24 protein-coding genes are annotated in these 24527 nt (G+C 72.0%); 7 read left to right on the forward strand and 17 right to left on the reverse strand.

The window, feature by feature from the left end; all coding sequences use genetic code 11:
- The first annotated feature begins 44 nt into the window (after positions 1-44).
- The 4 genes from CP984_RS14725 to CP984_RS14740 all read left to right on the forward strand — a co-directional run bounded on the left by CP984_RS14725 (position 45) and on the right by CP984_RS14740 (position 3328).
- Positions 45-1781 carry an ATP-binding protein gene (locus CP984_RS14725; protein WP_078575141.1) on the forward strand — a complete coding sequence of 579 codons (1737 nt, stop codon included), beginning with the start codon at positions 45-47 and terminating at the stop codon, positions 1779-1781.
- Positions 1778-2443: a hypothetical protein gene (locus CP984_RS14730; RefSeq protein ID WP_004571968.1), complete on the forward strand. Its 666-nt coding sequence runs from the start codon at positions 1778-1780 to the stop codon at positions 2441-2443. The genes CP984_RS14725 and CP984_RS14730 overlap by 4 nt, the downstream gene beginning before the upstream one ends.
- Positions 2444-2558: 115 nt before the next feature.
- Positions 2559-3071: a VanZ family protein gene (locus CP984_RS14735; protein WP_004571969.1), complete on the forward strand. Its 513-nt coding sequence runs from the start codon at positions 2559-2561 to the stop codon at positions 3069-3071.
- 50 nt (positions 3072-3121) lie between these two features.
- Positions 3122-3328 (forward strand): PspC domain-containing protein, encoded by a 207-nt coding sequence (locus tag CP984_RS14740; RefSeq protein ID WP_004571970.1) that lies wholly within the window; start codon positions 3122-3124, stop codon positions 3326-3328.
- Between the two features lie 108 nt (positions 3329-3436).
- Here CP984_RS14740 and CP984_RS14745 read toward each other — a convergent pair whose 3' ends face one another.
- Positions 3437-3718 (reverse strand): hypothetical protein, encoded by a 282-nt coding sequence (locus CP984_RS14745; protein WP_004571971.1) that lies wholly within the window; start codon positions 3716-3718, stop codon positions 3437-3439.
- 139 nt (positions 3719-3857) lie between these two features.
- Positions 3858-5018: an adenosine deaminase gene (locus CP984_RS14750; RefSeq protein ID WP_030181603.1), complete on the reverse strand. Its 1161-nt coding sequence runs from the start codon at positions 5016-5018 to the stop codon at positions 3858-3860.
- Between the two features lie 103 nt (positions 5019-5121).
- On the opposite strand from CP984_RS14750, the gene CP984_RS14755 reads away from it, so the two are divergent.
- Positions 5122-5889, forward strand: a complete 768-nt coding sequence (locus CP984_RS14755; RefSeq protein ID WP_030181602.1) for an alpha/beta hydrolase — start codon at positions 5122-5124, stop codon at positions 5887-5889.
- Between the two features lie 139 nt (positions 5890-6028).
- Entirely contained in the window at positions 6029-6439 is a 411-nt protein-coding gene (locus tag CP984_RS14760; protein WP_004571974.1) for a VOC family protein, read from the forward strand.
- A gap of 12 nt (positions 6440-6451) precedes the next feature.
- On the opposite strand, the gene CP984_RS14765 is transcribed toward CP984_RS14760, so the two are convergent.
- Positions 6452-7399 (reverse strand): LysR family transcriptional regulator, encoded by a 948-nt coding sequence (locus tag CP984_RS14765; RefSeq protein ID WP_004571975.1) that lies wholly within the window; start codon positions 7397-7399, stop codon positions 6452-6454.
- 119 nt (positions 7400-7518) lie between these two features.
- Here CP984_RS14765 and CP984_RS14770 point away from each other — a divergent pair, with 119 nt between their 5' ends.
- On the forward strand, positions 7519-8853 hold the full coding sequence (locus CP984_RS14770; RefSeq protein WP_030181600.1) for an MFS transporter: 1335 nt from the start codon (positions 7519-7521) through the stop codon (positions 8851-8853).
- Between the two features lie 66 nt (positions 8854-8919).
- Here the strand turns inward: CP984_RS14770 and CP984_RS14775 are convergent, their stop codons facing one another.
- The 14 genes from CP984_RS14775 to CP984_RS14840 form a co-directional block, all read right to left on the reverse strand.
- Positions 8920-9513, reverse strand: a complete 594-nt coding sequence (locus CP984_RS14775; protein WP_003986618.1) for a Uma2 family endonuclease — start codon at positions 9511-9513, stop codon at positions 8920-8922.
- Between the two features lie 96 nt (positions 9514-9609).
- The gene (locus CP984_RS14780; RefSeq protein ID WP_003986619.1) at positions 9610-9951 is read right to left on the reverse strand and encodes a DUF3140 domain-containing protein; all 342 of its coding nucleotides are present in this window, start codon (positions 9949-9951) and stop codon (positions 9610-9612) included.
- 4 nt (positions 9952-9955) lie between these two features.
- The gene (locus CP984_RS14785; protein WP_003986620.1) at positions 9956-10180 is read right to left on the reverse strand and encodes a hypervirulence associated TUDOR domain-containing protein; all 225 of its coding nucleotides are present in this window, start codon (positions 10178-10180) and stop codon (positions 9956-9958) included.
- Positions 10181-10288: 108 nt separating this feature from the next.
- A complete protein-coding gene (locus CP984_RS14790) occupies positions 10289-11566 on the reverse strand; it encodes a thymidine phosphorylase (RefSeq protein ID WP_003986621.1) in 1278 nt (425 codons plus the stop codon).
- 170 nt (positions 11567-11736) lie between these two features.
- Positions 11737-12144 carry a cytidine deaminase gene (locus CP984_RS14795; protein ID WP_003986622.1) on the reverse strand — a complete coding sequence of 136 codons (408 nt, stop codon included), beginning with the start codon at positions 12142-12144 and terminating at the stop codon, positions 11737-11739.
- Between the two features lie 14 nt (positions 12145-12158).
- Entirely contained in the window at positions 12159-13442 is a 1284-nt protein-coding gene (locus CP984_RS14800; protein WP_003986623.1) for an ABC transporter permease, read from the reverse strand.
- Positions 13439-14563: an ABC transporter permease gene (locus CP984_RS14805; protein WP_003986624.1), complete on the reverse strand. Its 1125-nt coding sequence runs from the start codon at positions 14561-14563 to the stop codon at positions 13439-13441. Before CP984_RS14805 ends, CP984_RS14800 begins: the two co-directional genes overlap by 4 nt.
- On the reverse strand, positions 14560-16068 hold the full coding sequence (locus CP984_RS14810; RefSeq protein WP_003986625.1) for an ABC transporter ATP-binding protein: 1509 nt from the start codon (positions 16066-16068) through the stop codon (positions 14560-14562). The genes CP984_RS14805 and CP984_RS14810 overlap by 4 nt, the downstream gene beginning before the upstream one ends.
- A gap of 319 nt (positions 16069-16387) precedes the next feature.
- Positions 16388-17419, reverse strand: a complete 1032-nt coding sequence (locus CP984_RS14815; RefSeq protein WP_003986626.1) for a BMP family lipoprotein — start codon at positions 17417-17419, stop codon at positions 16388-16390.
- A 731-nt stretch (positions 17420-18150) separates the two neighbouring features.
- Complete coding sequence (locus CP984_RS14820; RefSeq protein WP_003987421.1) at positions 18151-19374, reverse strand: amidohydrolase; 1224 nt, start codon at positions 19372-19374, stop codon at positions 18151-18153.
- Between the two features lie 127 nt (positions 19375-19501).
- Positions 19502-20884: a hypothetical protein gene (locus tag CP984_RS14825; RefSeq protein WP_371280385.1), complete on the reverse strand. Its 1383-nt coding sequence runs from the start codon at positions 20882-20884 to the stop codon at positions 19502-19504.
- A gap of 89 nt (positions 20885-20973) precedes the next feature.
- A complete protein-coding gene (locus tag CP984_RS14830; protein ID WP_003985098.1) occupies positions 20974-21906 on the reverse strand; it encodes an N-acetylneuraminate synthase family protein in 933 nt (310 codons plus the stop codon).
- A 20-nt stretch (positions 21907-21926) separates the two neighbouring features.
- Positions 21927-23141: an acylneuraminate cytidylyltransferase gene (locus CP984_RS14835; RefSeq protein ID WP_003985097.1), complete on the reverse strand. Its 1215-nt coding sequence runs from the start codon at positions 23139-23141 to the stop codon at positions 21927-21929.
- A 53-nt stretch (positions 23142-23194) separates the two neighbouring features.
- Positions 23195-24520, reverse strand: coding sequence for a DUF6716 putative glycosyltransferase (locus CP984_RS14840; RefSeq protein ID WP_078575106.1), 1326 nt, complete (start codon positions 24518-24520; stop codon positions 23195-23197).
- Positions 24521-24527: the final 7 nt, after the last annotated feature.

The raw sequence follows: 24527 nt of genomic DNA on the forward strand, positions 1-24527 counted from the left end.
ACGGCACGGCCGACGAGGGCGCGCCCGGACAGGAGCGCTCCTCGCTGCTCGTACGGTGCGTACGGGCGCTCGGCCTGCTGCGCTGGACCAGCCTGCGGCTGCGGCTGGTCTTCGTGTTCGCGCTGGTCGCGCTGACCGCGGCGGTCTCCGCCTCCGGCATCGCGTACTGGCTCAACCGCAACACGGTGCTGGACCGCACCCAGAACTCCGCGCTCAACGACTTCCACAAGTCGCTGGAGGACAGCACCCGCTCGCTGCCGCTGCGCCCGCACTGCGCGGAGCTTCAGGACGCCGCGCGGCAGATGGCGGGCGGGCCGCAGAACTACGCCGTGCTGCTCGTCATGCGCGGCGCGGACGGCCGGCAGTGCGTCGCGACCACCGACAAGGACCTCTTCACGCTCAAGACGGTGCCGCAGTCGCTCCAGACCGCGGTCAACGAGAAGCGCGCGCTCGACGACGGCAACCGGGTGCCGTACCACATGTACTGGCAGCGCAAGGAGCTGCACGACACCCCGTACCTCGTCGCCGGTGCCCGGATGAACGGCGGCGGCCCGACCGGCTACATGCTCAAGTCGCTGGCCACCGAGCGTCAGGACCTGAACTCGCTGGCCTGGTCGCTGGGCATCGCCACCGCGCTGGCCCTGGTCGGCTCGGCGCTGCTGGCGCAGGCCGCCGCGACCACCGTGCTGCGGCCGGTGCAGCGCCTGGGCCACGCGGCCCGGCAGCTGGGCGAGGGGCGGCTGGACACCCGGCTGCGGGTGACCGGCACCGACGAGCTCGCCGACCTCTCCCGTACGTTCAACCGCACCGCCGAGCGGCTGGAGCAGCGGGTGGCCGAGCTGAGCGGGCGGGAGGCGGCGTCCCGCCGCTTCGTCGCCGACATGTCGCACGAGCTGCGCACGCCGCTGACGGCCATCACCGCGGTCACCGAGGTGCTGGAGGAAGAGGAGGACTCCCTCGACCCGATGATCGCGCCCGCGGTGAAGCTGGTGGTCAGCGAGACCCGGCGGCTGAACGACCTGGTGGAGAACCTCATGGAGGTCACCCGCTTCGACGCGGGGACGGCACGGCTGGTGCAGGACGACGTGGACGTGGCGGACCAGGTGACCGCGTGCATCGACGCGCGGGCCTGGCTGGACGCGGTCGAGCTGGACGCCGAGCGCGGCATCGTGGCCCGTCTGGACCCGCGCCGCCTCGACGTCATCCTCGCCAACCTCATCGGCAACGCGCTCAAGCACGGCGGCTCGCCGGTCCGGGTGTCCGTACGGACCCAGGCCACGCCGGAGGGCGAGGACCTGCTGATCCGGGTACGCGACCACGGCCCCGGCATCCCGCAGGAGGTCCTGCCGCACGTCTTCGACCGCTTCTACAAGGCGAGCGCGTCCCGGCCGCGGTCGGAGGGCAGCGGCCTGGGCCTGTCGATCGCCCTGGAGAACGCGCACATCCACGGTGGCGAGATCACCGCCGCGAACTCGCCGGAGGGCGGCGCGGTCTTCACGCTGCGGCTGCCGGTGGGGACCGGCGGGGCTGCGGAGGAGGGGCAGGAGGACGGGCAGGGGGCTGCGCAGGGCGTCGCGCAGGGGACCGCGCAGGAGGCGCCGAAGGCGCCGGAGACGCCGGAGACGCCGGAGACGCCGGACGGGACCGCTGTATCGGAGCGTGCGGAGGACGCGACCCCGGGTACGGGCTCCGCACCCGGCCCCGGCTCCGACCCCGACGCCGCCCCGGACTCCGGACCCGACTCAGGCCCCCGCCGCAAGGAAGGCGGTGACCGCCGATGACCTGGCTTCCCCGGCGCACCCCCACCCCGTCCGGCCGTCGGCCCGGCTCCCGCCCCCGGGCCGCCGCGCTGGCCGCCGTGGCCCTGGCCGCCCTCGTACCGGCCCTCGCGAGCTGCGGCATCCGGGGTACGTCCGTACCGGTCGACGCCGGTGCCGCGCCCTCCCGCGTCAGCTGCAAGGTTCCTGCGGGCTCGGTGGCCCCGGCCCAGCCGGACAGTTCCCCGGTCACCCTCTATCTGGTGTGCAGTTCGACGCTGGCGCCGGTGGAGCGGACCGTGACGTATCCGAAGCAGCGGCCCGCCGACCGCCTCCAGGTGGCCCGTGCCCTGCTGGACGAGCTCCAGGAGCAGCCGGGGCCCGTCGAGGAGGAGGCCGGGTTCAGTACGGCGGTGCCCGAGGACCTGGAGGTGAGCGGGCCGCGCGCGGGCGATCCGCAGGAGGCGCTGCGGCTGAGCGTACGGCCGGAGGACCTGCCGTCCTTCGCGCTCGCCCAGCTCGCGTGCACGTTCGGCGAGAGCGGCGTCCTGGGCCGGACGCACGCCGCGGTGCTGGGCGGCCCCGGCGACGGTGACCCGCAGCGCTATGCCTGCTCGGCGGAGGTGCGTACGCACCCGGAGAGCGTGCCGGGCACCGCGTGGGGCAGCCCCGCACCGGGAAACTGAGGGCTCCTTGAGGGCGGCGGGCAGGGTCACCGTTCCTTACGGAACCACGGCCGCGGGTAGGCGCGTCCTGGCCTGTGTGCAGGGTCATGGCCGCGGCGGTTCCGCCGCCCTCCGTATGCGCGCCGCGGGAGCCGTCCTCCTGGTGGCGCATCTGCTGATCGTCGGCTGGCTGACGCTGCGCCCCCGTACGGTCCCCTGGGTGCCCGCCGCGAATTTCCGGCCACTGGCGACGATCCGCGCCGAGCTGGCGCACGGCCCGTGGGAGGCCGTGCAGAACCTCGGGGGCCCGGTGCTGCTGCTGGCGCCGCTGGGCATCCTGCTGCCGATGGCGGCCGGGCGCCTGAACGTTTCTCCGCTGGGCTCGCTGGCTCGTACGGTCTTCACCGGCGCGATGGTCTCGCTGAGCATCGAACTGTTCCAGGCCGGGGTGCCCGGCCGGGTGCCGGACGTGGACATGGTGCTGCTCAATACCGCCGGGGTAGCACTCGCGCACCTGCTGGTCGTACCAGGGTTCCGCTCCCGGCTACGCCGCAGGGATGATCTCCCCGCCCGCCCGGCCCCCACCATGACCAGGGTCGATATCGCACCGCAGGCCGACGCCCTGTCGGGTTCCCGGACCTACCTTTGAGACATCGGGGCGAACGGCTCCGAACCGGAGTCGAGAAGGAGTGGAGAACCATGGCCGCCGCACTGGTCCGCCCCCGCAGCAACAGGATGATCGCCGGAGTGTGCGCGGGCCTGGCGCAGCACTTCGGCACCACGCCCGCGAAAATGCGAGTGATCTTCCTTCTCTCGTGTCTGCTGCCCGGCCCGCAGTTCCTGCTCTACCTGGGCCTGTGGCTGTTCATCCCCTCGGAGAAGAACGCGAGCCGCTCCGCCTGGTGACCGGGCGCCACGAGAGCGCAGACATGGCCGTGCCCCGGCCCGTACGTGTCGTACGGGCCGGGGCACGGCCATTCCCGCTCCGGGACGGACCGCCGCGTCCGGCGGGTCTCAGCCGAGGGCCGGCAGCGCCTTGGTCACGCCGCCCGCCGGCAGCCCGCCGAGCAGGTTGCCCTTGTTGTTGGCCTTCAGGCTGTGGTCGGAGCCGCGGTCGGTGATGCCCTTGGCGGTCTTCTCGACCGGCAGGTTCTGCACGGCCTGGAGCGCGCCGGCGACATCGGCCGCCGGTACCGTCGCGGCCGGCGTGGCGGCGGCAGCGGTCCCGGCCGCGGTGGCGGCGAAGGCGACGCCGAGGACCGCGGCACCGAGCGTCTTGGTGGTTCCCTGCTTCATGGAAATACATCCTTGTGATGGGAGTGTGACCGGCACCGGAATCTAGCCAGGCCACCGACACGCCGCAAACACCCTGGAGAACGGGAAAACGGCCGGCGCTTGACACACCGGCCGCCTTTCCCCGCGACAACTCCCCCGCTTACTCGGAGCGATACTCGCTGATCACCGCGGGCACGGTGTCCACCTGCTGGAACAGCCATTCGGAGCGCAATTCCGCGTAACCCGGCTTGATGACATCGTTGATCATCGCCAGTCGTTCATCGAAAGGAATGAACGCGCTCTTCATCGCATTGACGGTGAACCACTGCATGTCGTCGAGCGTGTATCGAAATGTGTCCACCAGGTGCTCGAATTCCCGGGACATGCTGGTGCCGCTCATCAGACGGTTGTCGGTGTTGACCGTCAGACGGAACTGCAGACGGCGCAGCAGGCCGATCGGGTGCTCCGCGTACGAGGTGGCGGCGCCGGTCTGGAGGTTGGAGGTGGGGCACATCTCCAGCGGGATGCGCTTGTCCCGTACGTACGAGGCCAGCCGGCCCAGCTTCACCGAGCCGTCGTCGGCCACCTCCATGTCGTCGGTGATGCGCACGCCGTGGCCCAGGCGGTCGGCGCCGCACCACTGGAGCGCCTGCCAGATGGACGGCAGGCCGAACGCCTCGCCCGCGTGGATGGTGAAGTGGTTGTTCTCCCGCTTGAGGTACTCGAACGCGTCGAGGTGGCGGGTGGGCGGGAAGCCGGCCTCCGCGCCCGCGATGTCGAAGCCGACGACGCCCAGGTCGCGGTAGCGGTTGGCCAGTTCGGCGATCTCCAGGGCGCGGGCCGCGTGCCGCATGGCGGTCAGCAGCGCGCCGACGCGGATGCGGTGGCCGGCCGCGCGGGCGCGCCGCTCGCCCTCACGGAAGCCCTCGTTGACCGCCTCGACGACCTCTTCGAGGCTCAGGCCCTTCTCCAGGTGCTGCTCGGGCGCGTAGCGCACCTCGGCGTACACCACGCCGTCGGCCGCCAGGTCCTCGGCGCACTCCGCGGCCACCCGCTTGAGGGCGTCGCGGGTCTGCATGACGGCACAGGTGTGCGCGAAGGTCTCCAGGTAGCGCTCCAGCGAGCCGGAGTCGGCCGCCTCGCGGAACCAGACGCCGAGCTTCTCGGGGTCGGTCTCGGGCAGGCCGTCGTAGCCCGTTTCGAGGGCCAGGTCGACGACGGTGGCGGGGCGCAGGCCGCCGTCCAGGTGGTCGTGCAGCAGCACCTTGGGCGCGCGGCGGATCTGGTCGCCCGTCGGAAGATTGGTGGTCTCGCTCGTCATCTCGGCACTGTAGCCCCTACGCGCGTAGAACTTCACGAACGATATCCAACGGTGACCCGTACACGGGGTTTCCCGTGGGCCACCTTCTGCCATCGTTTCGGTCATGGCTCAGCAAGCGTTGCCGGTGCGCGGTGCCCGGCTGGGAAAGCCGCTGGGAGCGGCCGGGGCGGGACGGGCGGTGTGCGGCGTCGCGCTGTTACTGCCCGAGGGCTGCCCGTCGGGCACCCGGCGCCCCTCCCCCCTGTCCACCCTGTCGACCCGCCCGCTGGCCGCCCGGCTGGCCCGCGCCGGGCGGCGCGACGGCCTGGTGGCCCATGTCGTGCACTACCGCTGCCGCGGCTGGAACGGCGCGGCGGCCCATCCGGCGGCGGACGCCGCGTGGGCGCTGGAGGAGGTCGTACGGCGGTACGGCGACGTCCCGGTCTGCCTGGCCGGTACGGGCATGGGCGCACGCGCCGCGCTGCACGCCGCCGGCCACCCGGCGGTCCACTCCGTACTGGCGCTGGCCCCGTGGATTCCCGACCTGAGCCCGGAGGAGAGCGACTCGGTACCGGTGAAACAGCTCGCCGGCCGGCAGGTGCTGCTCGTCCACGGGACAAACGACGAGCGCACCGACCCGGAGCTGTCCTACCGCTACGCGGAGCGCGCGAAGAAGATCAACCGCGATGTCTGCCGCTTCGAGGTCCACTCGGACGGCCACTCCCTGCACCAGCACCGCTCCGAAGTCCTGTCCCTGGCCGCCGACTTCATGCTGGGTTCGCTGTTCGCCCACGGCTACGCCCGCCCGGTGGCGGACGCGCTGGCGGCGCCGCCGCCGCTGGGCCTGCGGATGCCGCTGGCGTCGGGCTTCGGGGAGTCGCTGAAGCACTGAGGGGCCGGGGCGCGGGCTCCGAGCGGCCGCGTCCGCCGAACGGGCGGCCGTCGCCCGCCGCCGCGCCCCTTGCACGGCGCCCGCCCCTGCCTATACTCCGCCCCACCGATCGTCAGTCCGGCCGACCGCAGGGGGTCCGATGCCGAACACGCTCGACCACGTGATCGTCCACTGCCGCGACCAGAAGGCCACCGCCGCCTTCCTCAGCGACCTCATGGACGGCCCCGCGCCCACCGACTGGGGCCCGTTCACCCAGGTGCAGACCGCCAACGGCGTCGGCATCGACTTCCTCGACAGCGCGGTGGAGCCGGACGCGATCAACGGCAGCCATGTCGCGTTCCTGGTCACCGACGAGGAGTTCGACGCGATCTTCGACCGCGTCCGCAAGCAGTCGCTGCGCTTCTGGGCCGACCCGTTCCACCGGCGGGAGGGCGAGATCAACCACCGCTGGGGCGGCCGCGGCGTCTACGTCCTCGACCCGGGCGGCACGGTCGCCATCGAGTTCATGACCGTGCGGTACGGCGATCCCGAGGACGCGGGCGAGGAGTGACGGGCTGTCCCCCTACCGGGGAATCAACTGCCCCCGCCGCCCCAGCAGGAACTTCTTGAACGCCGCCACCGGCGGGGTGTCGGGGTGGCCGTCCATCCAGGCCACCCCGATCTCGCGGACCGCGCGCGGCGCCGTGACCGTCAGCTCGGCGACGCCGGGCCGCGGCACGGCGGGCGGCGGCAGCAGCGCCACGCCGAGCCCCGCCGCGACCAGGCCGCGCAGCGTCTCCGCCTCCTCCCCCTCGAACGCGACCTTGGGCGTGAACCCGGCCTCGGCGCACAGCGCGTCGGTGATACGGCGCAGCCCGTACCCCGGCTCCAGGGTGACGAACAGCTCCCCCGCCGCCTCCGCCAGCCGGACGCGCTTGCGGGCGGCCAGCGGATGGTCGTCCGGCACCACCAGCCGCAGCTTCTGCTCGTCCAGGCGGCGGGCGACCAGGTCCGGATAGTCCGGTACGGGCGAGGTCAGACACAGGTCGAGGTCGCCGGCGCGCAGCCGCTCGATCATCGCCTCGCCGTAGTTCTGGACGAGCTGGAAGCGCACCCGCGGATGGTCGGCGCGGAAGGCGCGCAGCAGGCCCGGTACGGTTTCCGAGCCCATCGTGTGCAGGAAGCCGAAGGCGACCTTGCCCGCCGTGGGGTCGGTGTCGGCCCGTACGGACTCGGTGGCGCGCTCCACGTCCAGCAGCGCGCGCTCGGTGGAGGCCAGGAAGGCGCGGCCCGCCGGGGTGAGGGAGAGGGTCCGGCCGTGCCGGGCGAAGAGCGCCACGCCGAGATCGTCCTCCAGACGGACGATGGCGCGGCTGAGGGTGGACTGCGGCATGCCCAGCTCGTGGGCGGCGCGCGTGACGTGCTCGTGGCGCGCGACGGCGGCGAACTGCGCGAGCCGGGGTGTCAGGGCCAGCGCCCATGAATCCGCCCCGAGGTCCGCGGTCTCCACCGGTTCCGCCGCCCCCCGCATGTCTTTTCTGTTGCGGGCTTGCGACAGAGGCTGGCCTGAGCTGCTGTTATGTGCCACAGCATCGATTATGGCGTTTCTATGCAGTGGACGCATGAAAGTTGCGGGCCTACGTTCGGATCATGCCTCCCGCTGATACCGGGGCGTCGGCCGCCGCGCGCGCCGGCGCCTCCGCACAGTCGTCCCCCGTCACCTCCTCCACGCCCGCCGCCGACGCGCACCCGGCGCCCGACCCCGAGGCCGCCAAGCTGCACCCGGGCGGCCCCGGCTACCGCCGGATGAGCTTCGCGCTGTTCGCCGCGGGCGTCGCCACCTTCGCGCTCCTGTACTCGACGCAGGCGCTGCTCCCCGCGATCTCCGCCGACCTCGCCGTCACACCCGACCAGGCCAGCTGGACGGTGTCGGCCGCGACCTTCGGCCTGGCCCTGGCCGTCATCCCGCTGAGCGCGCTGTCCGAACGCTTCGGCCGCCGCACGATGATGACCGCCTCCCTGTCGGTCGCCGCGGTGATCGCCATGCTGGTCCCGTTCGCCCCCGACCTGGGCTGGCTGGTCGCGCTGCGCGCCGTCCAGGGCGTGGCGCTGGCCGGGCTGCCGGCCTCCGCGATGGCGTTCCTGGCCGAGGAGGTACGGGCCAAGGCACTGGTCGCCGCGATCGGCCTGTTCGTCGCGGGCAACAGCATCGGCGGCATGTCGGGCCGGATCGTCACGGGCTGGGTGGCCCAGGCGTGGGGCTGGCGCGCGGCGCTGGGCGCGGTCGGTGTGATGGCCGTGATCTGCGCCGTGACCTTCCGCCTGCTGGTCCCCAGGGCCCGCCACTTCGCCTCCCGCAAGGTCGGCCCGCGCGCGCTGGCCCGTACCCTCGGCGGCCACCTCTCCGACCCGCTGCTGCGCCGCCTGTACGGCATCGGCGCCCTCTTCATGACGGTCTTCGGCGCGGTCTACACGGTCATCGGCTACCGCCTCGTCGACGAACCCTTCAACCTCCCCCAGGGCATCGTCGGCTCGATCTTCCTGATCTACCTCGTCGGCACGGTCTCCTCCGCCGCCGCGGGCCGCCTGGTCGGCCGCGTCGGCCGGCGCGGGGCCCTCTACCTCGCCGTCGGCACCACGGCGGCGGGCCTGCTGCTCACCCTCACCGCATCGCTCGTAGCGGTCCTGCTGGGCCTGGTCCTGATCACCGCGGGCTTCTTCGCGGGCCACGCGGTGGCGTCGTCCTCCGTGAGCCGCGCGGCGAAGACGGCACGCGCGCAGGCGTCCGCGCTGTACCAGTGCGCGTACTACGTGGGCAGCAGCATCGGCGGCGCGCTCGGCGCGGCGGCGTTCTACGCGGGCGGCTGGGAGGCCACCGTGGCCCTCGGACTGGCCGCGATGGTCGGCGCCGCGTCGATCACGCTGTACGCGACGCGCAAGGCGATGGCGGAGCGCCGCGTCCCCCACCTGCGCAAGGCCGCGTAGCGGCCCCTCGCAGCCCGAAGGGCCCGTCCCGCCACCTGTCCTGGTGGGGTGGGCCCTTCGTTCGCGTCAGGGGCCGAAGGGGAACACGCCGGTGTCGATGGTGAGGCCGAAGGGCTCCGGCAGGTGGATGTCCTCACCGAACTTCACCGCCTGGAGTTCCTGGTAGACGGCGTTCCCCGGCTCTCCGAACAGAGTGACCGTGGGCCCGGCAGGAGCGAAGCGATCGATGAGGAGATAGAGCGGAACGCCGGCTTCCGCGTATGCAGCCGCCTTGTTCAGCCGGTCGTAACTCGCATTGTTCGGCGAGGTGACCTCGACGATCAGCTCCGCGGCCGTGAGCGGTACGGCCTCGCCCCCTTCGATCCGGTCCAGAACGTCGTCCGGGACCACGACCAGGTCCGGGATGAAGAGCCGCCCACGCGTGGGGTGGGTGACCCCAAGGGTTTGGTAGACCTCCCAGTCCTTCGGCAACACCGAATACAGGCTGCGCTGGACCTTGGCGGCGATGCGGTTGTGCGGTGCGGCCGGTGGCGGTGACACAACGATGACTCCATCAATGATCTCCACCTTGCTGCCCTCGGGCCAGTCCGCTTCTTGCCAGAAGCGGAGCAGCTCATCCCAGTACTGCCCCGGAGCGGGGTCGGCGGGGAGTGCGCTCATGGCGGTCTCCTTACGGGTTGTGGCACCGATCCCAGCATGACGAACGGGAGCGGCACTGGTCCACCGGTCCCGTTCACCCGAACGATTCCCCACCCCTCACCCCTTCAACGGATCATGCCCCCAGTTCATCAACGAATACCGCCACGTCGTCTCCTTCACGTCCCCCGCCGGCTTCTGCGCGAGATGGCGGTGGACGTATCCCGTCACCTTGCGCATGTGGGCGTAATCGTCGTCCGACAGATCCGCGCGCTTGGTGCGCAGGAGCGAAACGATCCGGCGGCCCGACTCGTGCCCCACCGATTCCCCGCCCCCCTTGTGCTGTCCCGACTCCTTGGACTCGTCCTTCTTGAGCCACGTCTCCAGCTCGGACGGGGACATGTTCACCGCGTCCTTGAAGTCGTGCCAGACGGTGTCCTGGTCGTCCTGTGTCTTCGCCACGGCCTCAGGACCGCTTCTTCTTCAGGGCGCCGGGCTTGTGCACGGCCGAGCCGCCGGACTTCTCGCTGCGGACCTTGTACTGCGGGTCGTCCGGCGAGGCGTCCACCGTGCGGCCCGCTTCCTCCGTACGCCGGGTGATCTTCTTCTCCACCTCACCGACGGCTTCACTGCCGTGGCTCTTCCAGGTGACCTTGTCGCCCTTGCCGAAGTCGTCCTTCTTCTTGGCCATCGCCGCTCTCCTCGCGTCAGGTGCTTCCAGCACACCACCGGTCGCAGCGCGGCGCGCGCCGGGCGCGCCCCCGAGGGGCGCGCCCGGACGCCGGGGCGAGGAACCGGATCAGCCGATCCGGTCCAGCACCACCGGCCGCGGTGTGAACTCCGTGCCGGGCGGGGCAATGAGGACGCCGCCGTCGAGGGCTTCGAGGGCGTAGGGGAGTTTTTCGGGGGTGTCGGTGTGGAGGGTGAGGAGGGGCTGGCCTTCCTTGACCTCGTCGCCGGGCTTGGCGTGGAGTTCGATGCCGGCGGCGGCCTGCACCGGGTCCTCCTTGCGGGCACGGCCGGCGCCCAGGCGCCAGGCGGAGATGCCTACGGCGTACGCGTCGAGGGTGGTGAGGACGCCGGAGGAGGAGGCGTTCACCGTGTGCTGTTCGCGGGCGACCGGGAGCGGCGCGTCGGGGTCGCCGCCCTGGGCCTGGATCATGCGGCGCCAGTGGTCCATGGCGGAGCCGTCGGCGAGGGCCTTGGCGGGGTCGGCGTCCTTCAGGCCCGCCGCGTCGAGCATTTCGCGGGCCAGGGCCAGGGTGAGTTCGACGACGTCGGCCGGGCCGCCGCCTGCCAGGACCTCGACGGACTCGCGGACTTCGAGGGCGTTGCCGGCCGTCAGGCCGAGCGGGGTGGACATGTCGGTGAGCAGGGCGGAGGTCCGTACGCCGTGGTCGGTGCCGAGTTCGACCATGGTGGTGGCCAGTTCGCGGGCGTCCTCGATGGTCTTCATGAAGGCGCCGGAGCCGACCTTGACGTCCAGGACGAGCGAGCCGGTGCCCTCGGCGATCTTCTTGGACATGATCGAGGAGGCGATGAGCGGGATGGCCTCGACGGTGCCGGTGACGTCGCGCAGCGCGTAGAGCTTCTTGTCGGCGGGGGCCAGGCCGTCGCCCGCCGCGCAGATGACGGAGCCGACGCGGTCCAGTACGTCCATCATCTCCGCGTTGGACAGCAGCGCGCGCCAGCCGGGGATGGACTCCAGCTTGTCGAGGGTGCCGCCGGTGTGGCCGAGGCCGCGGCCGGAGAGCTGCGGTACGGCGGCGCCGCAGGCGGCGACGAGGGGCGCGAGCGGCAGCGTGATCTTGTCGCCGACGCCGCCGGTGGAGTGCTTGTCCGCGGTCGGGCGGGCCAGCGTGGAGAAGTTCATCCGCTCGCCGGAGGCGATCATGGCGGCGGTCCAGCGGGCGATCTCCGTACGGTTCATGCCGTTGAGGAAGATCGCCATCGCCAGGGCCGACATCTGCTCGTGGGCGACCTCGCCGCGCGTATAGGCGTCGATGACCCAGTCGATCTGCTCGGGGGTCAGCTCCTGCTTGTCGCGCTTGGCGCGGATGACCGAGATGACGTCCATCTGGGCTTCCTTTCCGTGGAACGGCCGGCTCAGCCCGTCCCTGTACCCGGGAACGACGCGGCGAGCGGGCGCACACAGTTCTACACGCATAGAGCCCGGAGATCGAGAGGCCCGCACCGCTGAGGTGCGGTGCGGGCCGGTGGTCCCTCCAGCGGGGACCCGATGGGCCGCTAGCGGGCCAGGTGCTGGGGGCCGAACGCGTCGGGGAGCAGGTCGCTCAGGCGCCGTACGCCCGCGTCCCCGCCGTCGATCAGGAGGTCGGGGCCGCCGTGCTCGTACAGCAGCTGGCGGCAGCGGCCGCACGGGACCAGCGGCTCGCCCCGGCCGTCCACGCAGGTGAAGGCGGTCAGCCGGCCGCCGCCGGTGGCGGCCAGCGCGGAGACCAGGCCGCATTCGGCGCACAGGCCCAGTCCGTACGAGGCGTTCTCGACGTTGCAGCCGACGACCGTACGCCCGTCGTCGGCCAGGGCCGCCGCGCCGACCGGATAGCCGGAGTACGGGGCGTACGCCCGGGACATCGCGTCCCGGGCCGCCTCGCGGAGCTTTTCCCAGTCGACCGGCGCCTGCCCCTCGTCCATCGGGCCATCGTGCGTCATGTGCCCTGCCCCCGCCGGTACGGCTTGCCGTTGGCCTTCGGGGGCCGCAGCCGTTGCGCGAACAGGGCCAGCACCAGCAGCGTGGCGATGTACGGGCTGGCCTCGACCAGCTCCAGCGGCACCGCGTCGGTCGCGAAGTACCAGAGCACGAGGAGCACCGCCGCGGCGCCGGAGACCGCCGCCTGCGCGCGCTTGGCGGCGCGCAGGCGGAACAGCGCCAGTACGGCGAGCAGCGCGGCCAGGCCCAGCAGCAGGGCGTGGACGGTCGGGCCGCCGCTGCGCAGCTGCATGGCGTCCATGAATCCGAACAGCCCGGCGCCCATCGCGACACCGCCGGGCCGCCAGTTGCCGAAGATCATCGTGGCCAGGCCGATGTAGCCGCGTCCGCCGGTCTGCCCGTCCTGGTAGAAGTGGGTGCTGATCGAGAGGAACGCGCCGCCGAGACCGGCCAGCGCGCCGGAGACCAGCACCGCCGCGTACTTGTACGTGTAGACGTTGACGCCCAGCGACTCGGCCGAGACGGGCGCCTCGCCGCAGGAGCGCAGGCGCAGGCCGAAGGACGAGCGCCACAGCAGGTAGAAGGTGCCGACGAAGAGCAGGACGGCCAGCACGGTGAGCCAGGAGACGTTGGTGACCAGGCCGCCGAGGATGCCGGCCACGTCGGAGACCAGGAACCAGTGGTGGTTCTCGACCGACTGCAGCCAGTCCGAGAGGCCCGGGATGCTGAACGTCGGCATGTCGGCCATCGGCGGCGACTGCTTGTCGTTGCCGCCCGCCTGCATCGCGGCGCTGCCCTCGGCCCCGAACCAGATGGTGGCCAGGTACTGCGTCGCGCCCAGCGCCAGGATGTTGACGGCGACACCGGAGACGATGTGGTCGACGCCGAAGGTGACGGTGGCGATCGCGTGCACCAGGCCGCCGAGCGCGCCGCCGAGGATGCCGATGGCCGCGGCGGCCCACGGGCCGTGCTGCCAGCCGACCCAGCCCGCCGCGAACGAGCCGAGCATCATCATGCCTTCGAGGCCGATGTTGACCACGCCGGCCCGCTCGGCCCACAGGCCGCCGAGACCGGCCAGGCCGATCGAGGTGGCGGCGGCAAGCGCCGCGCTGAACTGCCCGGCGGAGGTCAGGTCGTTGCTGCCGGTGACCGCGCGCAGCAGGGACACCGCGACGATCGCCCCGGCGACGATCAGCAGGATCACCGGGTAGGTCAGCTTGCGGCGTCCGCCGCCCGACGCGGTGGCGCCGGGCCGGGCCGCGGGCTTGAGTTCCGTACTCACGCGGTCGCCTCCGCCTTGTCGCTTTCGTTGGTACGGGCCTGGGCGGCCAGTTCCTCGCCGACCTTGCGCTGCTGGGCGCGCAGCCCGTAACGGCGCACGATCTCGTACGCGATGACCACGCACAGCACGATCACGCCCTGGATGACGCCGACGATCTCCTGCGCGTACCCCTCGAACTCCAGGCGGGAGCCGGTGCGGTCGAGGAACGCCCACAGCAGCGCGCCGAAGGCCATGCCCACCGGGTGGTTGCGGCCCAGCAGCGCGATGGCGATGCCGGTGAAGCCGATGCCGGCCGGGAAGTCGGTGCCGTAGTTGAAGGACTCGCCGAGCAGCGTGGGCATGCCTACCAGACCGGCCGCGGCGCCCGAGAGCAGCATCGAGATGACGACCATCCGCTTGACGCTGACGCCGCTGGCCTCGGCGGCCGGCTCGGAGGCGCCCACCGCGCGCAGGTCGAAACCGAAGCGGGTGCGGTTGAGCACGAACCAGTAGACGAACCCGGCCAGCGCCGCGATCACCACGAAGCCGTAGACCGGCTTGGGGTGGGTCGGGAAGCTGAAGAAGTGGCTGGACTCCGGCAGGAACCTGGTGTGCAGGAGGTTGCCGTCCTTGATGGCGAGGCGGCCGTCCTGGAGGAAGTAGCCGATCACCGAGGCGGCGATGGCGTTCAGCATGATCGTGGTGATCACCTCGCTGACGCCGCGCGAGGTCTTCAGTACGCCCGCGATGCCCGACCACAGCGCGCCCACCAGCATCGCGATGACGATGAGCACAATGATCTGGAGGGCGCCGGGCAGCGCGATGGCGCCGCCGACCGCGGCGGCCGCGAAGGCCGCGAGCCGGTACTGCCCGTCCACACCGATGTTGAAGAGGTTCATGCGGAAGCCGATGGCGACCGCCAGTGCCGAGAGGTAGTACGGCACCGCCTTGTTGATGATCCAGACCTGGCTGTCGCTGTAGTGGCCGTAGTCGGCCATGATCCAGTAGGCCCGCAGCGGGTTCTCGCCCGAGGCCAGGAAGACCAGCGAACTGATGACGAACGCGGCGGCGATGGCCAGCAGCGGCGCGGCGAGCGCCAGCAGCACCTTGTCCTTGGTGAGCGACCTGGTCAGCGTCTTCACTCCCGGTCACCTCCCTCGCGCGGGTCAGCGTCTGCGGTGAGGTGACCGCTGGCGGCACCGGTCATGGCCGAGCCCAACTCCTCCGGGGTGATGGTCGCGGGGTCGGCGTCCGCGACCAGCCGGCCCCGGTACATCACCCGCAGGGTGTCGGAGAGCCCGATCAGCTCGTCCAGGTCAGCAGAGATCAGCAGCACCGCCAGGCCCTCCCGGCGCGCGGCACGGATCTGCTCCCAGATCTGCGCCTGCGCGCCGACGTCCACGCCCCGCGTGGGGTGGGCGGCGATCAGCAGCTTGGGGTGGTGGCTCATCTCGCGGCCGACGATCAGCTTCTGCTGGTTGCCGCCGGACAGCGAGGCCGCCGTCACCTCGATGCCGGGCGTCCGCACGTCGTACTCGGCGACGATCCGCTCGGTGTCCTTGCGCGCCGCGGCCAGGTCGAGCAGCCGGCCCTTGCTGTTGGGGCGCTCGGTGACATGCCCGAGGATGCGGTTCTCCCACAGGGGCGCTTCCAGGAGCAGCGCGTGCCGGTGGCGGTCCTCGGGTACGTACCCGATGCCGCCCTCGCGGCGCTTGCGCGTGCCGGCCCGGGTCAGATCCTGGCCGTCCAGCGTCACGGTGCCGCCGTCCAGGCTGCGGGTGCCCATGATCGCCTCGACCAGTTCGGCCTGGCCGTTGCCCTCGACACCGGCGACGCCCAGCACCTCGCCCTTGTGGATGGTGAAGGTGATCCCGTCCAGCACGGTGCGGACGACTCCGTCGGAGTCGGTGGCGCACAGCCGGAGATCTTCGACCCCCAGCATCGGCGTGTCCGTCACCGTCGACTCGCGCGTCTCCGGCGACGGCAGCTCACTGCCCACCATCAGCTCCGCGAGCTGCTTCGGCGTGGTCTTCGACGGCTCCACGGACGCGACGGTGGTGCCCCGGCGGATGACCGTGATGTCGTCCGCGACCGACAGCACCTCGCCCAGCTTGTGCGAGATGAAGATGACGGTCAGGCCCTCCGACTTCAGCTCCCGCAGGTTGTCGAACAGCGCGTCGACCTCCTGCGGGACGAGGACCGCGGTCGGCTCGTCGAGGATGAGCGTACGGGCGCCGCGGTAGAGGACCTTGAGGATCTCCACCCGCTGGCGGTCCGCGACACCGAGGTCCTCCACGAGGACGTCGGGCCGGATGGCCAGGCCGTACGCGTCCGAGATCTCCATGATCCTGGCGCGGGCCTTGGCGCCGATGCCGTGCAGCTTCTCGGCGCCGAGGACGACGTTCTCCAGGACGGAGAGGTTGTCGGCCAGCATGAAGTGCTGGTGCACCATGCCGATGCCGCGGGCGATGGCGTCCGCGGGGGTGCCGAGCGCCGCCTGCTCGCCGTCGAGCGTGATGGTGCCCTCGTCCGGCTTCTGGATACCGTAAAGGATCTTCATCAGCGTCGACTTGCCCGCGCCGTTCTCGCCGCACAGGGCGTGCACGGTGCCGCGGCGCACGGTCAGGTCGATGTCATGGTTGGCCACGACACCGGGAAACCGCTTGGTGATGCCGCGGAGTTCGACGGCGGCGGGGCCCGGCTCGGCCGGGCGGCTGATCGTGGGTGCTGCGTTGATGGCGCACTCCCCTCGGGGATCTTGTCCTGGACATGTCCTCGGCGGACGGCATGTCCTTGGCGGACTGCATGTCCTTGGCGGACTGCATGTCCTTGGCGGACTGCGTGTTCTGGGCAGGCGGCGGGGGCGGGGCCGGCCGCGGGCTGGAGCGGCCGGGGTGCGATGCCGCGGCCGCGGTGGGGCGGGACGGTGCCGGTCCGCGGTGCGGTCCGGGCCGGTCAGCGCCCTGCTACGGCGTCTCCTTGACCTTCACCTTGCCCTCGACGATCTTCTGGCGGGCGGCGTCGATCTGCGGCTGGATGTCCTTGATGAAGCCGCCCGACGTGGCGAGCGTGACGCCCTTCTTCTTCATGTCGTACGCGTGCACGCCCGTCAGCGGCTTGCCGTCCTCGACACTCTTGATCAGGTCGAACACCGCCACGTCGACGTTCTTGACCACCGACGTCAAAATGCAGTCCTTGTACTTCGCCAGACCCGGCTGCAGATACTGGTCGGAGTCCACACCGATCGCCCAGGCGCCCTTGCGCTTGCTGATCGCCTCGATGGCGCCCGCGCCCGACTGGCCCGCAGCGGAATAGATCACGTCGATACCGCTGTCCAGCATGCCGCCCGCCTTGGCCTTGGCGGCGGCCGGGTCGTTGAACCCCTTGTCGTTGTTCGGGTACAGGTACTGCGAGGTGACCTTGGTCTTCGGGTCGGTGTCCCGTACACCCTGCTCGAAACCGGCCTGGAACTTCTGGATCAGCGCGTTGTTCACACCGCCGATGAAGCCGACCTTGTGGTTCTTGCTCTTGAGCGCGGCGGCGACACCCGCCAGATACGAGCCCTCGTGCTCCGCGAAGACCATCGCGTCCACGTTCTTGCCCTGCGGCACGGCGTCGACCACCCCGAAAGTCGTCTCCGGGAAGTCCTTGGCGACGTTCTCGATGGACCGGCTGTAGGCGAATCCGACACCTATGACCGGGTTGTACCCGGCCTCCGCGAACGACGACAGCCGCTGCTCGCGGTCCGCCTCCGTCTCACCGTTCTTCGCCGTGAGCATCTTGACGTTGACGCCCAGCTTCTTGCGGGCATTCTCGGTGCCGCGGGCGGCCGCCTCGTTGAAGGAGTGGTCGTCCCGCCCACCGATGTCGAAAGCGAGCCCGACACCGGCATGACTGGCGCGATTCGCCTCGGCAAAACTCTGACCGCAAGCGGTGGCGGTGAGCACGAGAAGCGCGGAAGCGCTGGCCGCGGCGGCAAACCTGGTGACCCGACGCAAGGGGCCTTTCCCTTCGCTCGAAGCGCCTACGCTGGCGCGGGTGCGCCCACGGGGGGCGCGGTAGCGCCCGTAGTGGCGCTGGCTTTACGGGAGATTAACGCGCGTAGACCTGGCGCAAAAGCCTTCGTTGGGTGGCTGTTATCTATTCGTTCTACATGCCGCTGGCGCGGCGGGTGCGGGGGTCTGGTCCGCGCTTCGCGCGGATACGCATTGGCTTCGTTGTGGGGCGGGGGCGCGCAGGGGGCCATCTCCTCGGCGCCTGGAGCGGCCGTCATGTCTGGACGCAACCATGTAACGGTCGCCTGCGGGGAGTGTCCCCCTGCACACCCCCTCCCGTCGGTTCGGCGTGTGCGGGCCGGTGGGGGGAGGAAAAAGAACGATCACCCTGATGGGCGCCCACCATGTGGTGAGGCTCGCGTATGCGCATGCGCAGGGGCCGGGGCGGCTCCGCGTCGTGCGGAGGGGGCCGCATGGGTCCGGCCGCCAGGGGTCTGTAAAAGACCCCCGCCACGGCGGCGGGAAAGCCGCCCACGGCGCGGGCTCGGGGACACGTAGGGGTCTCCCCGCAGGCGACCGAAGCCCCGGTTGCGTCCATACATGACGGCCGCTCCAGGCGCCGAGGAGTGACCCCTGCGGGGCCCCGAGCCCCCACCCACCGAACCCCAAGCGCCAAGGCGAACCCCCACCGGGGCAACCGCAAACCCACCGGGCAGCACCGCACCCCGAACCGACTACGCCAACATCGCCGCCGCCGTGAACAGCTCCACCCCGGCCCGCACCGCTCCCTCGTCCACGTCGAAATCCCCCCGGTGGAGGTCGTACCGCACGGTGCTGCCCGGTGGGCGTACGCCCAGGCGGGCCATCGCTCCGGGGATTCGTTCCAGGTACCAGGAGAAGTCCTCGCCGCCCAGGGACTGCTCGGTGCCCTCGACCGCATGGGCCCCGCGCCGCGCGGCCATCGCGTCGTGGAGGAGTTGGGTGGAGGCCGGTTCGTTGACCACCGGTGGTACGCCCCGGACGTAGTTGATCTGGCACTTCGCGCCGTGCAGGGCCGCGATCTCGTCGATGGCCGCGTGGACCAGGTCCGGCGCGTCGCGCCATGCGTCGAGGTCCAGGCACCGAACCGTTCCGGCGAGCTCCGCGTGCTGGGGGATGACGTTGCAGGCGTGGCCGACGTCGAGGCGGCCCCAGGTCACGGCGAGTCCGGCGCGGGTGTCGACCCGGCGGGAGAGCAGGGCGGGGGCGTCGACGGCGACGCGGGCCGCGGCGGTGACCAGGTCGGTGGTCAGGTGTGGGCGGGCCGTGTGGCCGCCGGGGCCGTCGAGGGCGACTTCCAGGCGGTCGCAGGCGGAGGTGATGGCGCCGGTGCGCAGGCCGATGCGTCCGGCGTCCACCCGCGGGTCGCAGTGCACGGCGAGGATGCGGCCCACTCCGTCGAGCACCCCGGCGCCGATCGCGTCGGTGGCGCCGCCGGGGAGTACTTCCTCGGCGGGCTGGAAGAGCAGCCGTACGGGGCGCGGCAGCCGTCCTTCGCGGGCGAGTTCGGCGAGGACCAGGCCCGCGCCGAGGACGACGGTGGTGTGCACGTCGTGGCCGCACGCGTGGGCCCGGTTGGGGACCGTGGAACGGTAGGGCACGGTCTTCACGTCGGGGATCGGCAGCGCGTCGATGTCGGCCCGCAGCGCGAGGAGCGGCCGGCCGCCGTCCCAGGGGGCGAGGCCGGGCGTGATGTCACAGATCAGGCCGGTGCCGATGGACAGGACGCGTGGGCTCAGGCCGGCCCGCTCCAGCCGGGCCTTGAGGGCCGCGGTGGTACGGAACTCCTGGTTGCCGAGCTCGGGGTGCATGTGCAAGTCACGGCGAAAGTCGATGAGTTCGGCGCACAAATCGTCCGGCAGCGCGCCGGGCAGCGGTTCCCCGGCTGGGGCGTCATCGGTTTCGGCCTCGCGGGACATCAAGTGGTTCACCCGTTGAAGGGTACGGGGGCGGCTGGGGCAACTGTCCCTCGATCAACAAAAGTTCAGCCCGTTAGGGGAAGAATATCTAGGCCGCCCGGCGCATGGGCAGGTCATCACCGGGGTATCAGGACTGGTTCCGCTTCTTTCCGGAAACAGGGGTGCCGGACGGTTGTGGCCGGTCGGCGGCGCCGTGCGCCGCCAGGCCGGTGCGATGGGCGCCGCCCTGTACATCGTCACACGGTTCGACAGGAAGACGGCGTACGCCCCGCGCCGTTCCCGTCACCCCGGACAGGAAGCCCTCGGCCCGCGGCGACGCCTTGCTGGTCAGCCAGGCCGGGTCGATGTCGCACACCGCGACGCCGACCCCGGTTCCGGCCAGTGCGAGGGGCAGCGTGTGGACGACGGTGGACGGGAAGCTGAGGACCTGGCGGCCGATGGGGCCGCGGCGGGCGATGAGCTCCAGCGGCAGATCGGGCCGTACGATCTCCAGGCCGGTTTCGGCCGCGAGCCGGTGGAGTTTTCCGGCGGATTCGCGCCGGTGGGCGAAGTAGCGGGTGGCGCCGTGGGTGCGGGCGAGCGCGTGGACGGCTTCCAGGTAGCGGTCGGGGTCGATGACGCCGGTCTCGACCAGTGAGGTGCCGACGATGTCCGTGCCGCGGGTGAGCCGTGGCGGGCCGAACCGCCGTCTGGTCCAGGCGAATTCGTTCGACAGGACGCGGATGCCGGGTGGTGGCTCGACGGGCATGGAGGTGAAGAGCCCGACGGTGCGCCGGCCGCCTTCGGGCGCGGGGCCGAGCCGGCGGCGGGCGGCGGCCGCGAACGGTGCGAAGGCCAGGTCGCGGGGCCCGCGCCCGCCGCCGTGCCGGTGCCAGCGCACCAGCCGTTCGCCGTTGGCCAGTTGGGTGATGAATTCCATGGTGGCGGTGCCGTCGTCCACCACGATCAGGTCGCGGGCCCGGGTGAGTGTCAGCAGGAGCTGGACGTAGCGGGAGAAGGGGTCGCCGATGACGACGCGTCCGGCGCGCCGCAGGCGGCGGGTGAGGCCGCCGATGGTGCGCAGCGGCGCGGCGGCCCCGTCGCGCGCCTCCTCCCACCGTACGGAGAAGCCCTCCTCGCGGGCGAGTTCGGCCATCCGGCGCAGCTGGCCGCGGGTCATCGGGTCGTGCGGGGCGAGGACGACGACGGTGAGGGCCGCGGCCTGTTCGCCGTGTGCCCATTCCAGGACGTTGAGCAGTTGTACGGGGCTTTCGACGAAGGCGAGGGTGCCCGCGGCCTGTGCCTTGGCGGCTCCGGTCGCCTGCGCCGTGGCCTGCTTCGCGGCCTCCCGCGCTGCCCGCCTGGCGGCCCGCCCGGCGGCACGGCCGGCCGCCGCCCGCTCCCCCGCCGCGCCGTCGGACGCCCGGCTCGCGGCGGATCTGCGGCGCTGCCGGGGTACCCCCAGGAGGCGGCGGACGGGAGTACCCGCCGCCTCCTGGGGCGGGCCACAGGCCCCGTCTGGGTAGCTCACGGTGTGTCCGTCCCGTCCGTATGGCGTCAGGAGCAGTCGTGCGGTGGCAGGCAGGTGCGGTCGTACGGTGGCGGCAGCAGCCGCCAGGGTCAGGCCGAGACGGGCTCGCGGTCGGCGGACTCGGCCTCCGCGACCACGCCCGCCACCCGGCGCAGCTTCTTCATCGGGCCCAGCTCGCTCTCGTAGACCTTCTTGACGCCGTCGCCGAGGGACTCCTCGATGGTGCGGATGTCGCGGACCAGGCGGGTCAGGCCCTGCGGCTCCACGGAGGCGGCCTGGTCGGAGCCCCACATGGCGCGGTCGAGGGTGATGTGGCGCTCGACGAAGGCGGCGCCGAGGGCGACGGCGGCGAGGGTGGTCTGCAGGCCGGTCTCGTGGCCGCTGTAGCCGATCGGGACGTTGGGGTACTCGGCCTGGAGGGTGTGGATCATACGGAGGTTCAGCTCTTCGGCCTTCGCGGGGTAGGTCGAAGTGGCGTGGCACAGGACGATGTTGTCGCTGCCCAGGACCTCGACGGCGTGCCGGATCTGCTTGGGGGTGGACATGCCGGTGGAGAGGATGACGGTGCGGCCGGTGGCGCGCATGGCGCGCAGCAGCTCGTCGTCGGTGAGGGAGGCGGAGGCGACCTTGTAGCAGGGGACGTCGAACTTCTCCAGGAAGGCGACGGACTCCACGTCCCAGGGCGAGGCGAACCAGGCGATGCCGCGCTTCTTGGCGTACTCGTCGATGGCGCGGTAGCCGTCCTCGTCGAACTCCACGCGGTGGCGGTAGTCGATGTAGGTCATCCGGCCCCAGGGGGTGTCGCGCTCGATGTCCCACTGGTCGCGCGGGGTGCAGATCTCCGGGGTGCGCTTCTGGAACTTCACGGCGTCGCAGCCGGCGTCCGCGGCGGCGTCGATCAGCGCGAAGGCGTTCTCCAGGTCGCCGTTGTGGTTGATGCCGATCTCACCGGTGACGTAGACGGGGCGGCCGGGGCCGACGAGCCGGTCGCCGAGGGTGCGCAGACGGGAGGTGCTGGTCATCTTGGGGAGTTCCTTCTTCGTTAGAGGGTGGGGCCGAGGAGCCACGAGGCGATCTCGCGGATCGCGCCGCCGCCTCCGGGGGTGGAGGTGACGGCGCGCGCGGCGCCGCGTACGACGTCGTGGGCGCTCGCGACCGCCACGGGCCAGCCGACGAGGCCGAAGCACGGGAGGTCGTTGACGTCGTTGCCGACATAGAGCACGCGCTCGGGCGCGATGCCCTGTTCCTCGCACCACTGCTTGAGCGCGAGGTCCTTGCGGTCGATGCCGTGGAGTACGGGCAGGCGCAGTTTCCTGGCCCGTGCGGCGACGACCGGGTTCACTTCCGTGGACAGGATGAGCAGCTTCAGCTCCGCCTTGCGCAGGGCGGCGATGCCGAGGCCGTCGCCGCGGTGCACGGCGACCATCTCCCGTCCGTCGGAGTCGATGAGCACCCGGTCGTCGGTCTGGGTGCCGTCGAAGTCGAGGACGACCGCGTCGATGTCGTCGCGGGTCGGTAGCGCGCCGGGGTGCGCCGTGTCGAGCAGGGGCGCGAGGGCGCGGGCGCGCGCGAGGTCGTGCGGGTCGTCGATCTCCAGCACACGGGACGGGTCGGTGCGGACCAGTTCCGTACGGCCGAAGAAGCGGTGGCCCGCGGCGCGGAAGCCGGCCGCGTCCATGGCGTAGGCGGCGCCGGTCTCCAGGAAGTCCTGGGGGCGGTCCTGGCGGCGCGGGCGGAAGGAGGTGTCGTGGTTGACGCCGATGCCGCCGGGAGCGGGGTCCTCGACCGCGGCGTCCGCCCCTTCGCGCCATACGAAGCCGTGGAACGGCGCCACCGTCAGCGCGCTGTCCGCCCCGGCTTCCACGACCGCGGCGGCCACCCCGTCGATGTCCTCGCGGACGAGGAAGGGGCTGGTGCACTGGACGAGGAGGACCGCGTCGACGGGCTTGCCGTGTTCGGCCTCGTACGTGTCCATGGCGTGCAGGACGGCGGCCTCGCTGGTGGCCGTGTCGCCCGCGATGGCGCCGGGGCGGCGGACCACGACGGCGCCCGCGCCGCGGGCCGCGGCGGCGATGCCCGTGTCATCGGTGGAGACCACGACGTCGGTGACCAGCCGGGCCGCGCGGCATTCGCGGACCGCGCGGGCGATCAGCGGGACGCCCCCGACCGCGGCGAGGTTCTTGGCGGGTACGCCCTTGGAGCCGCCGCGCGCGGGGATGACGGCGACGACGGTGGGCGCGGCCGGTGGGGTCGGCATGGCGGGCTCCTTCCGGGGGCCGTACGGGCTCCGGGGGCGGGCGGATGGGCTGCTCACAGCTGTCCCCAGCGGCGGATGGCGGGGGCGACGCGCTGGACGCCGTGGCGGTAGGCGCCGCGGGCGGCGTCGCGCACGGTGTCGCGGGCCAGCCGGCGCAGGCCGCCGGGTTCGGCGGTCTCGGCGGTCCGGCCGGGCAGCGGCGCGCCGTCGGGGTCCAGGCCGTAGCGGGCGAGGATGCCGGGGAGGTATCCGGGGGCGGTGCGGGGTGTGTAGTACGGGGTGAGGGGCGGCAGGTCGGTGGCGCGCAGAGCGGTCACGCGGGCGCGGGCGGCGTCGAAGGCGGTGGCGTATCGGGCGCCGGGAGCCACGCCCTGGCGGGCCAGCCAGTCCGGGTCGGGTCCGGGGCGGTGTCCGGCGTCCAGTTCGTCCCAGGAGGCGAGGCAGCCGGAGCCGAGGAAGTGGTGGTTGCCGAGGACTTCGCGGATGCCGAGGTCGGTGAGGACGGCGGTGGGGATGCCGCGGTGCAGGGACTCCAGGGCGGCGGTCGAGCTGACGGTCACCAGGAGGTCGGTGCGGTCCAGGACCTCGCCCATGTTCCCGTACGCCAGGCGGCAGTTGGGGGGCAGGCCGCCGGGGAGGCGGGCGGCCAGCTTCTGGTACGGGAGTTCCTCGATGTGCGTGGTGTGTTCGCCGGGCTTGCTGCGCAGTTTGACCAGCACCTCGCGGTCGGGGTGCCGCCGGGCGTGCTCGGCCGCGCGGCGCAGCAGGTACGTACGGTCGTCGCGGCGGTCCGGTACCGAGGGCTGGGCGGCGAAGACGACCGTGTACGGGCGGTCGCCGAGGACCGGCTCGTACGGGGCGCCGCCCAGGAAGGGCAGGGCGCATTCGACGACGCTGCCGCCGTCGGCGCCGACGCCCTCGTACACCGCGCGGAACCGGTCCGCGTCGTGCCGGGAGTTGGCGAGGACCACGTCCGCGCCGTGCCGCAGCAGCAGGCCGTCGGCCAGCTTCTCGTAGACGACGCCGACGTAGCCGGTGACGACGACGGGCCGCCGGGCGGCGCCGCGCCAGGCGTGCGCCAGGCCGTGCAGCATCGCCTGGACGGCGCCGCCGACGCAGGCGAGGACGACCACGTCGTACCGCGCGGTGTCCTTCATCAGCTCCAGGAAGTCCGCGCCGCGGATCTCGCGCAGCGTCTCCGCACGGGCGCCGACCTCGTCGAGCTGGCGGACCGTGGGGGTGGCACGGCCGCGGAGCAGATATCCGTCCAGACGAATGTCCGATTGAATGCGGTACGCTGTCAAAGCGCCCCATTTCCAGCGGGTATCCGAATCCGCGAGCACCGCGATGCGCGGCTGGGAAGTGTTACGAGTGGGCACGACGAAA

The sequence above is a fragment of the Streptomyces rimosus genome (assembly GCF_008704655.1).
GTDB lineage: Bacteria > Actinomycetota > Actinomycetes > Streptomycetales > Streptomycetaceae > Streptomyces > Streptomyces rimosus.

Coding starts and splice junctions, on each gene's coding strand:
- CP984_RS14835 (WP_003985097.1), bottom strand. CDS start 23,141: ATGCCGACCCCACCGGCCGCGCCCACCGTCGTCGCCGTCATCCCCGCG.
- CP984_RS14775 (WP_003986618.1), bottom strand. CDS start 9,513: ATGAGCGCACTCCCCGCCGACCCCGCTCCGGGGCAGTACTGGGATGAG.
- CP984_RS14750 (WP_030181603.1), bottom strand. CDS start 5,018: ATGACGAGCGAGACCACCAATCTTCCGACGGGCGACCAGATCCGCCGC.
- CP984_RS14735 (WP_004571969.1), top strand. CDS start 2,559: ATGCGCGCCGCGGGAGCCGTCCTCCTGGTGGCGCATCTGCTGATCGTC.
- CP984_RS14785 (WP_003986620.1), bottom strand. CDS start 10,180: ATGGCCAAGAAGAAGGACGACTTCGGCAAGGGCGACAAGGTCACCTGG.
- CP984_RS14790 (WP_003986621.1), bottom strand. CDS start 11,566: ATGGACGTCATCTCGGTCATCCGCGCCAAGCGCGACAAGCAGGAGCTG.
- CP984_RS14730 (WP_004571968.1), top strand. CDS start 1,778: ATGACCTGGCTTCCCCGGCGCACCCCCACCCCGTCCGGCCGTCGGCCC.
- CP984_RS14755 (WP_030181602.1), top strand. CDS start 5,122: ATGGCTCAGCAAGCGTTGCCGGTGCGCGGTGCCCGGCTGGGAAAGCCG.
- CP984_RS14770 (WP_030181600.1), top strand. CDS start 7,519: ATGCCTCCCGCTGATACCGGGGCGTCGGCCGCCGCGCGCGCCGGCGCC.
- CP984_RS14830 (WP_003985098.1), bottom strand. CDS start 21,906: ATGACCAGCACCTCCCGTCTGCGCACCCTCGGCGACCGGCTCGTCGGC.
- CP984_RS14740 (WP_004571970.1), top strand. CDS start 3,122: ATGGCCGCCGCACTGGTCCGCCCCCGCAGCAACAGGATGATCGCCGGA.
- CP984_RS14745 (WP_004571971.1), bottom strand. CDS start 3,718: ATGAAGCAGGGAACCACCAAGACGCTCGGTGCCGCGGTCCTCGGCGTC.
- CP984_RS14820 (WP_003987421.1), bottom strand. CDS start 19,374: ATGTCCCGCGAGGCCGAAACCGATGACGCCCCAGCCGGGGAACCGCTG.
- CP984_RS14795 (WP_003986622.1), bottom strand. CDS start 12,144: ATGGACGAGGGGCAGGCGCCGGTCGACTGGGAAAAGCTCCGCGAGGCG.
- CP984_RS14760 (WP_004571974.1), top strand. CDS start 6,029: ATGCCGAACACGCTCGACCACGTGATCGTCCACTGCCGCGACCAGAAG.
- CP984_RS14765 (WP_004571975.1), bottom strand. CDS start 7,399: ATGCGGGGGGCGGCGGAACCGGTGGAGACCGCGGACCTCGGGGCGGAT.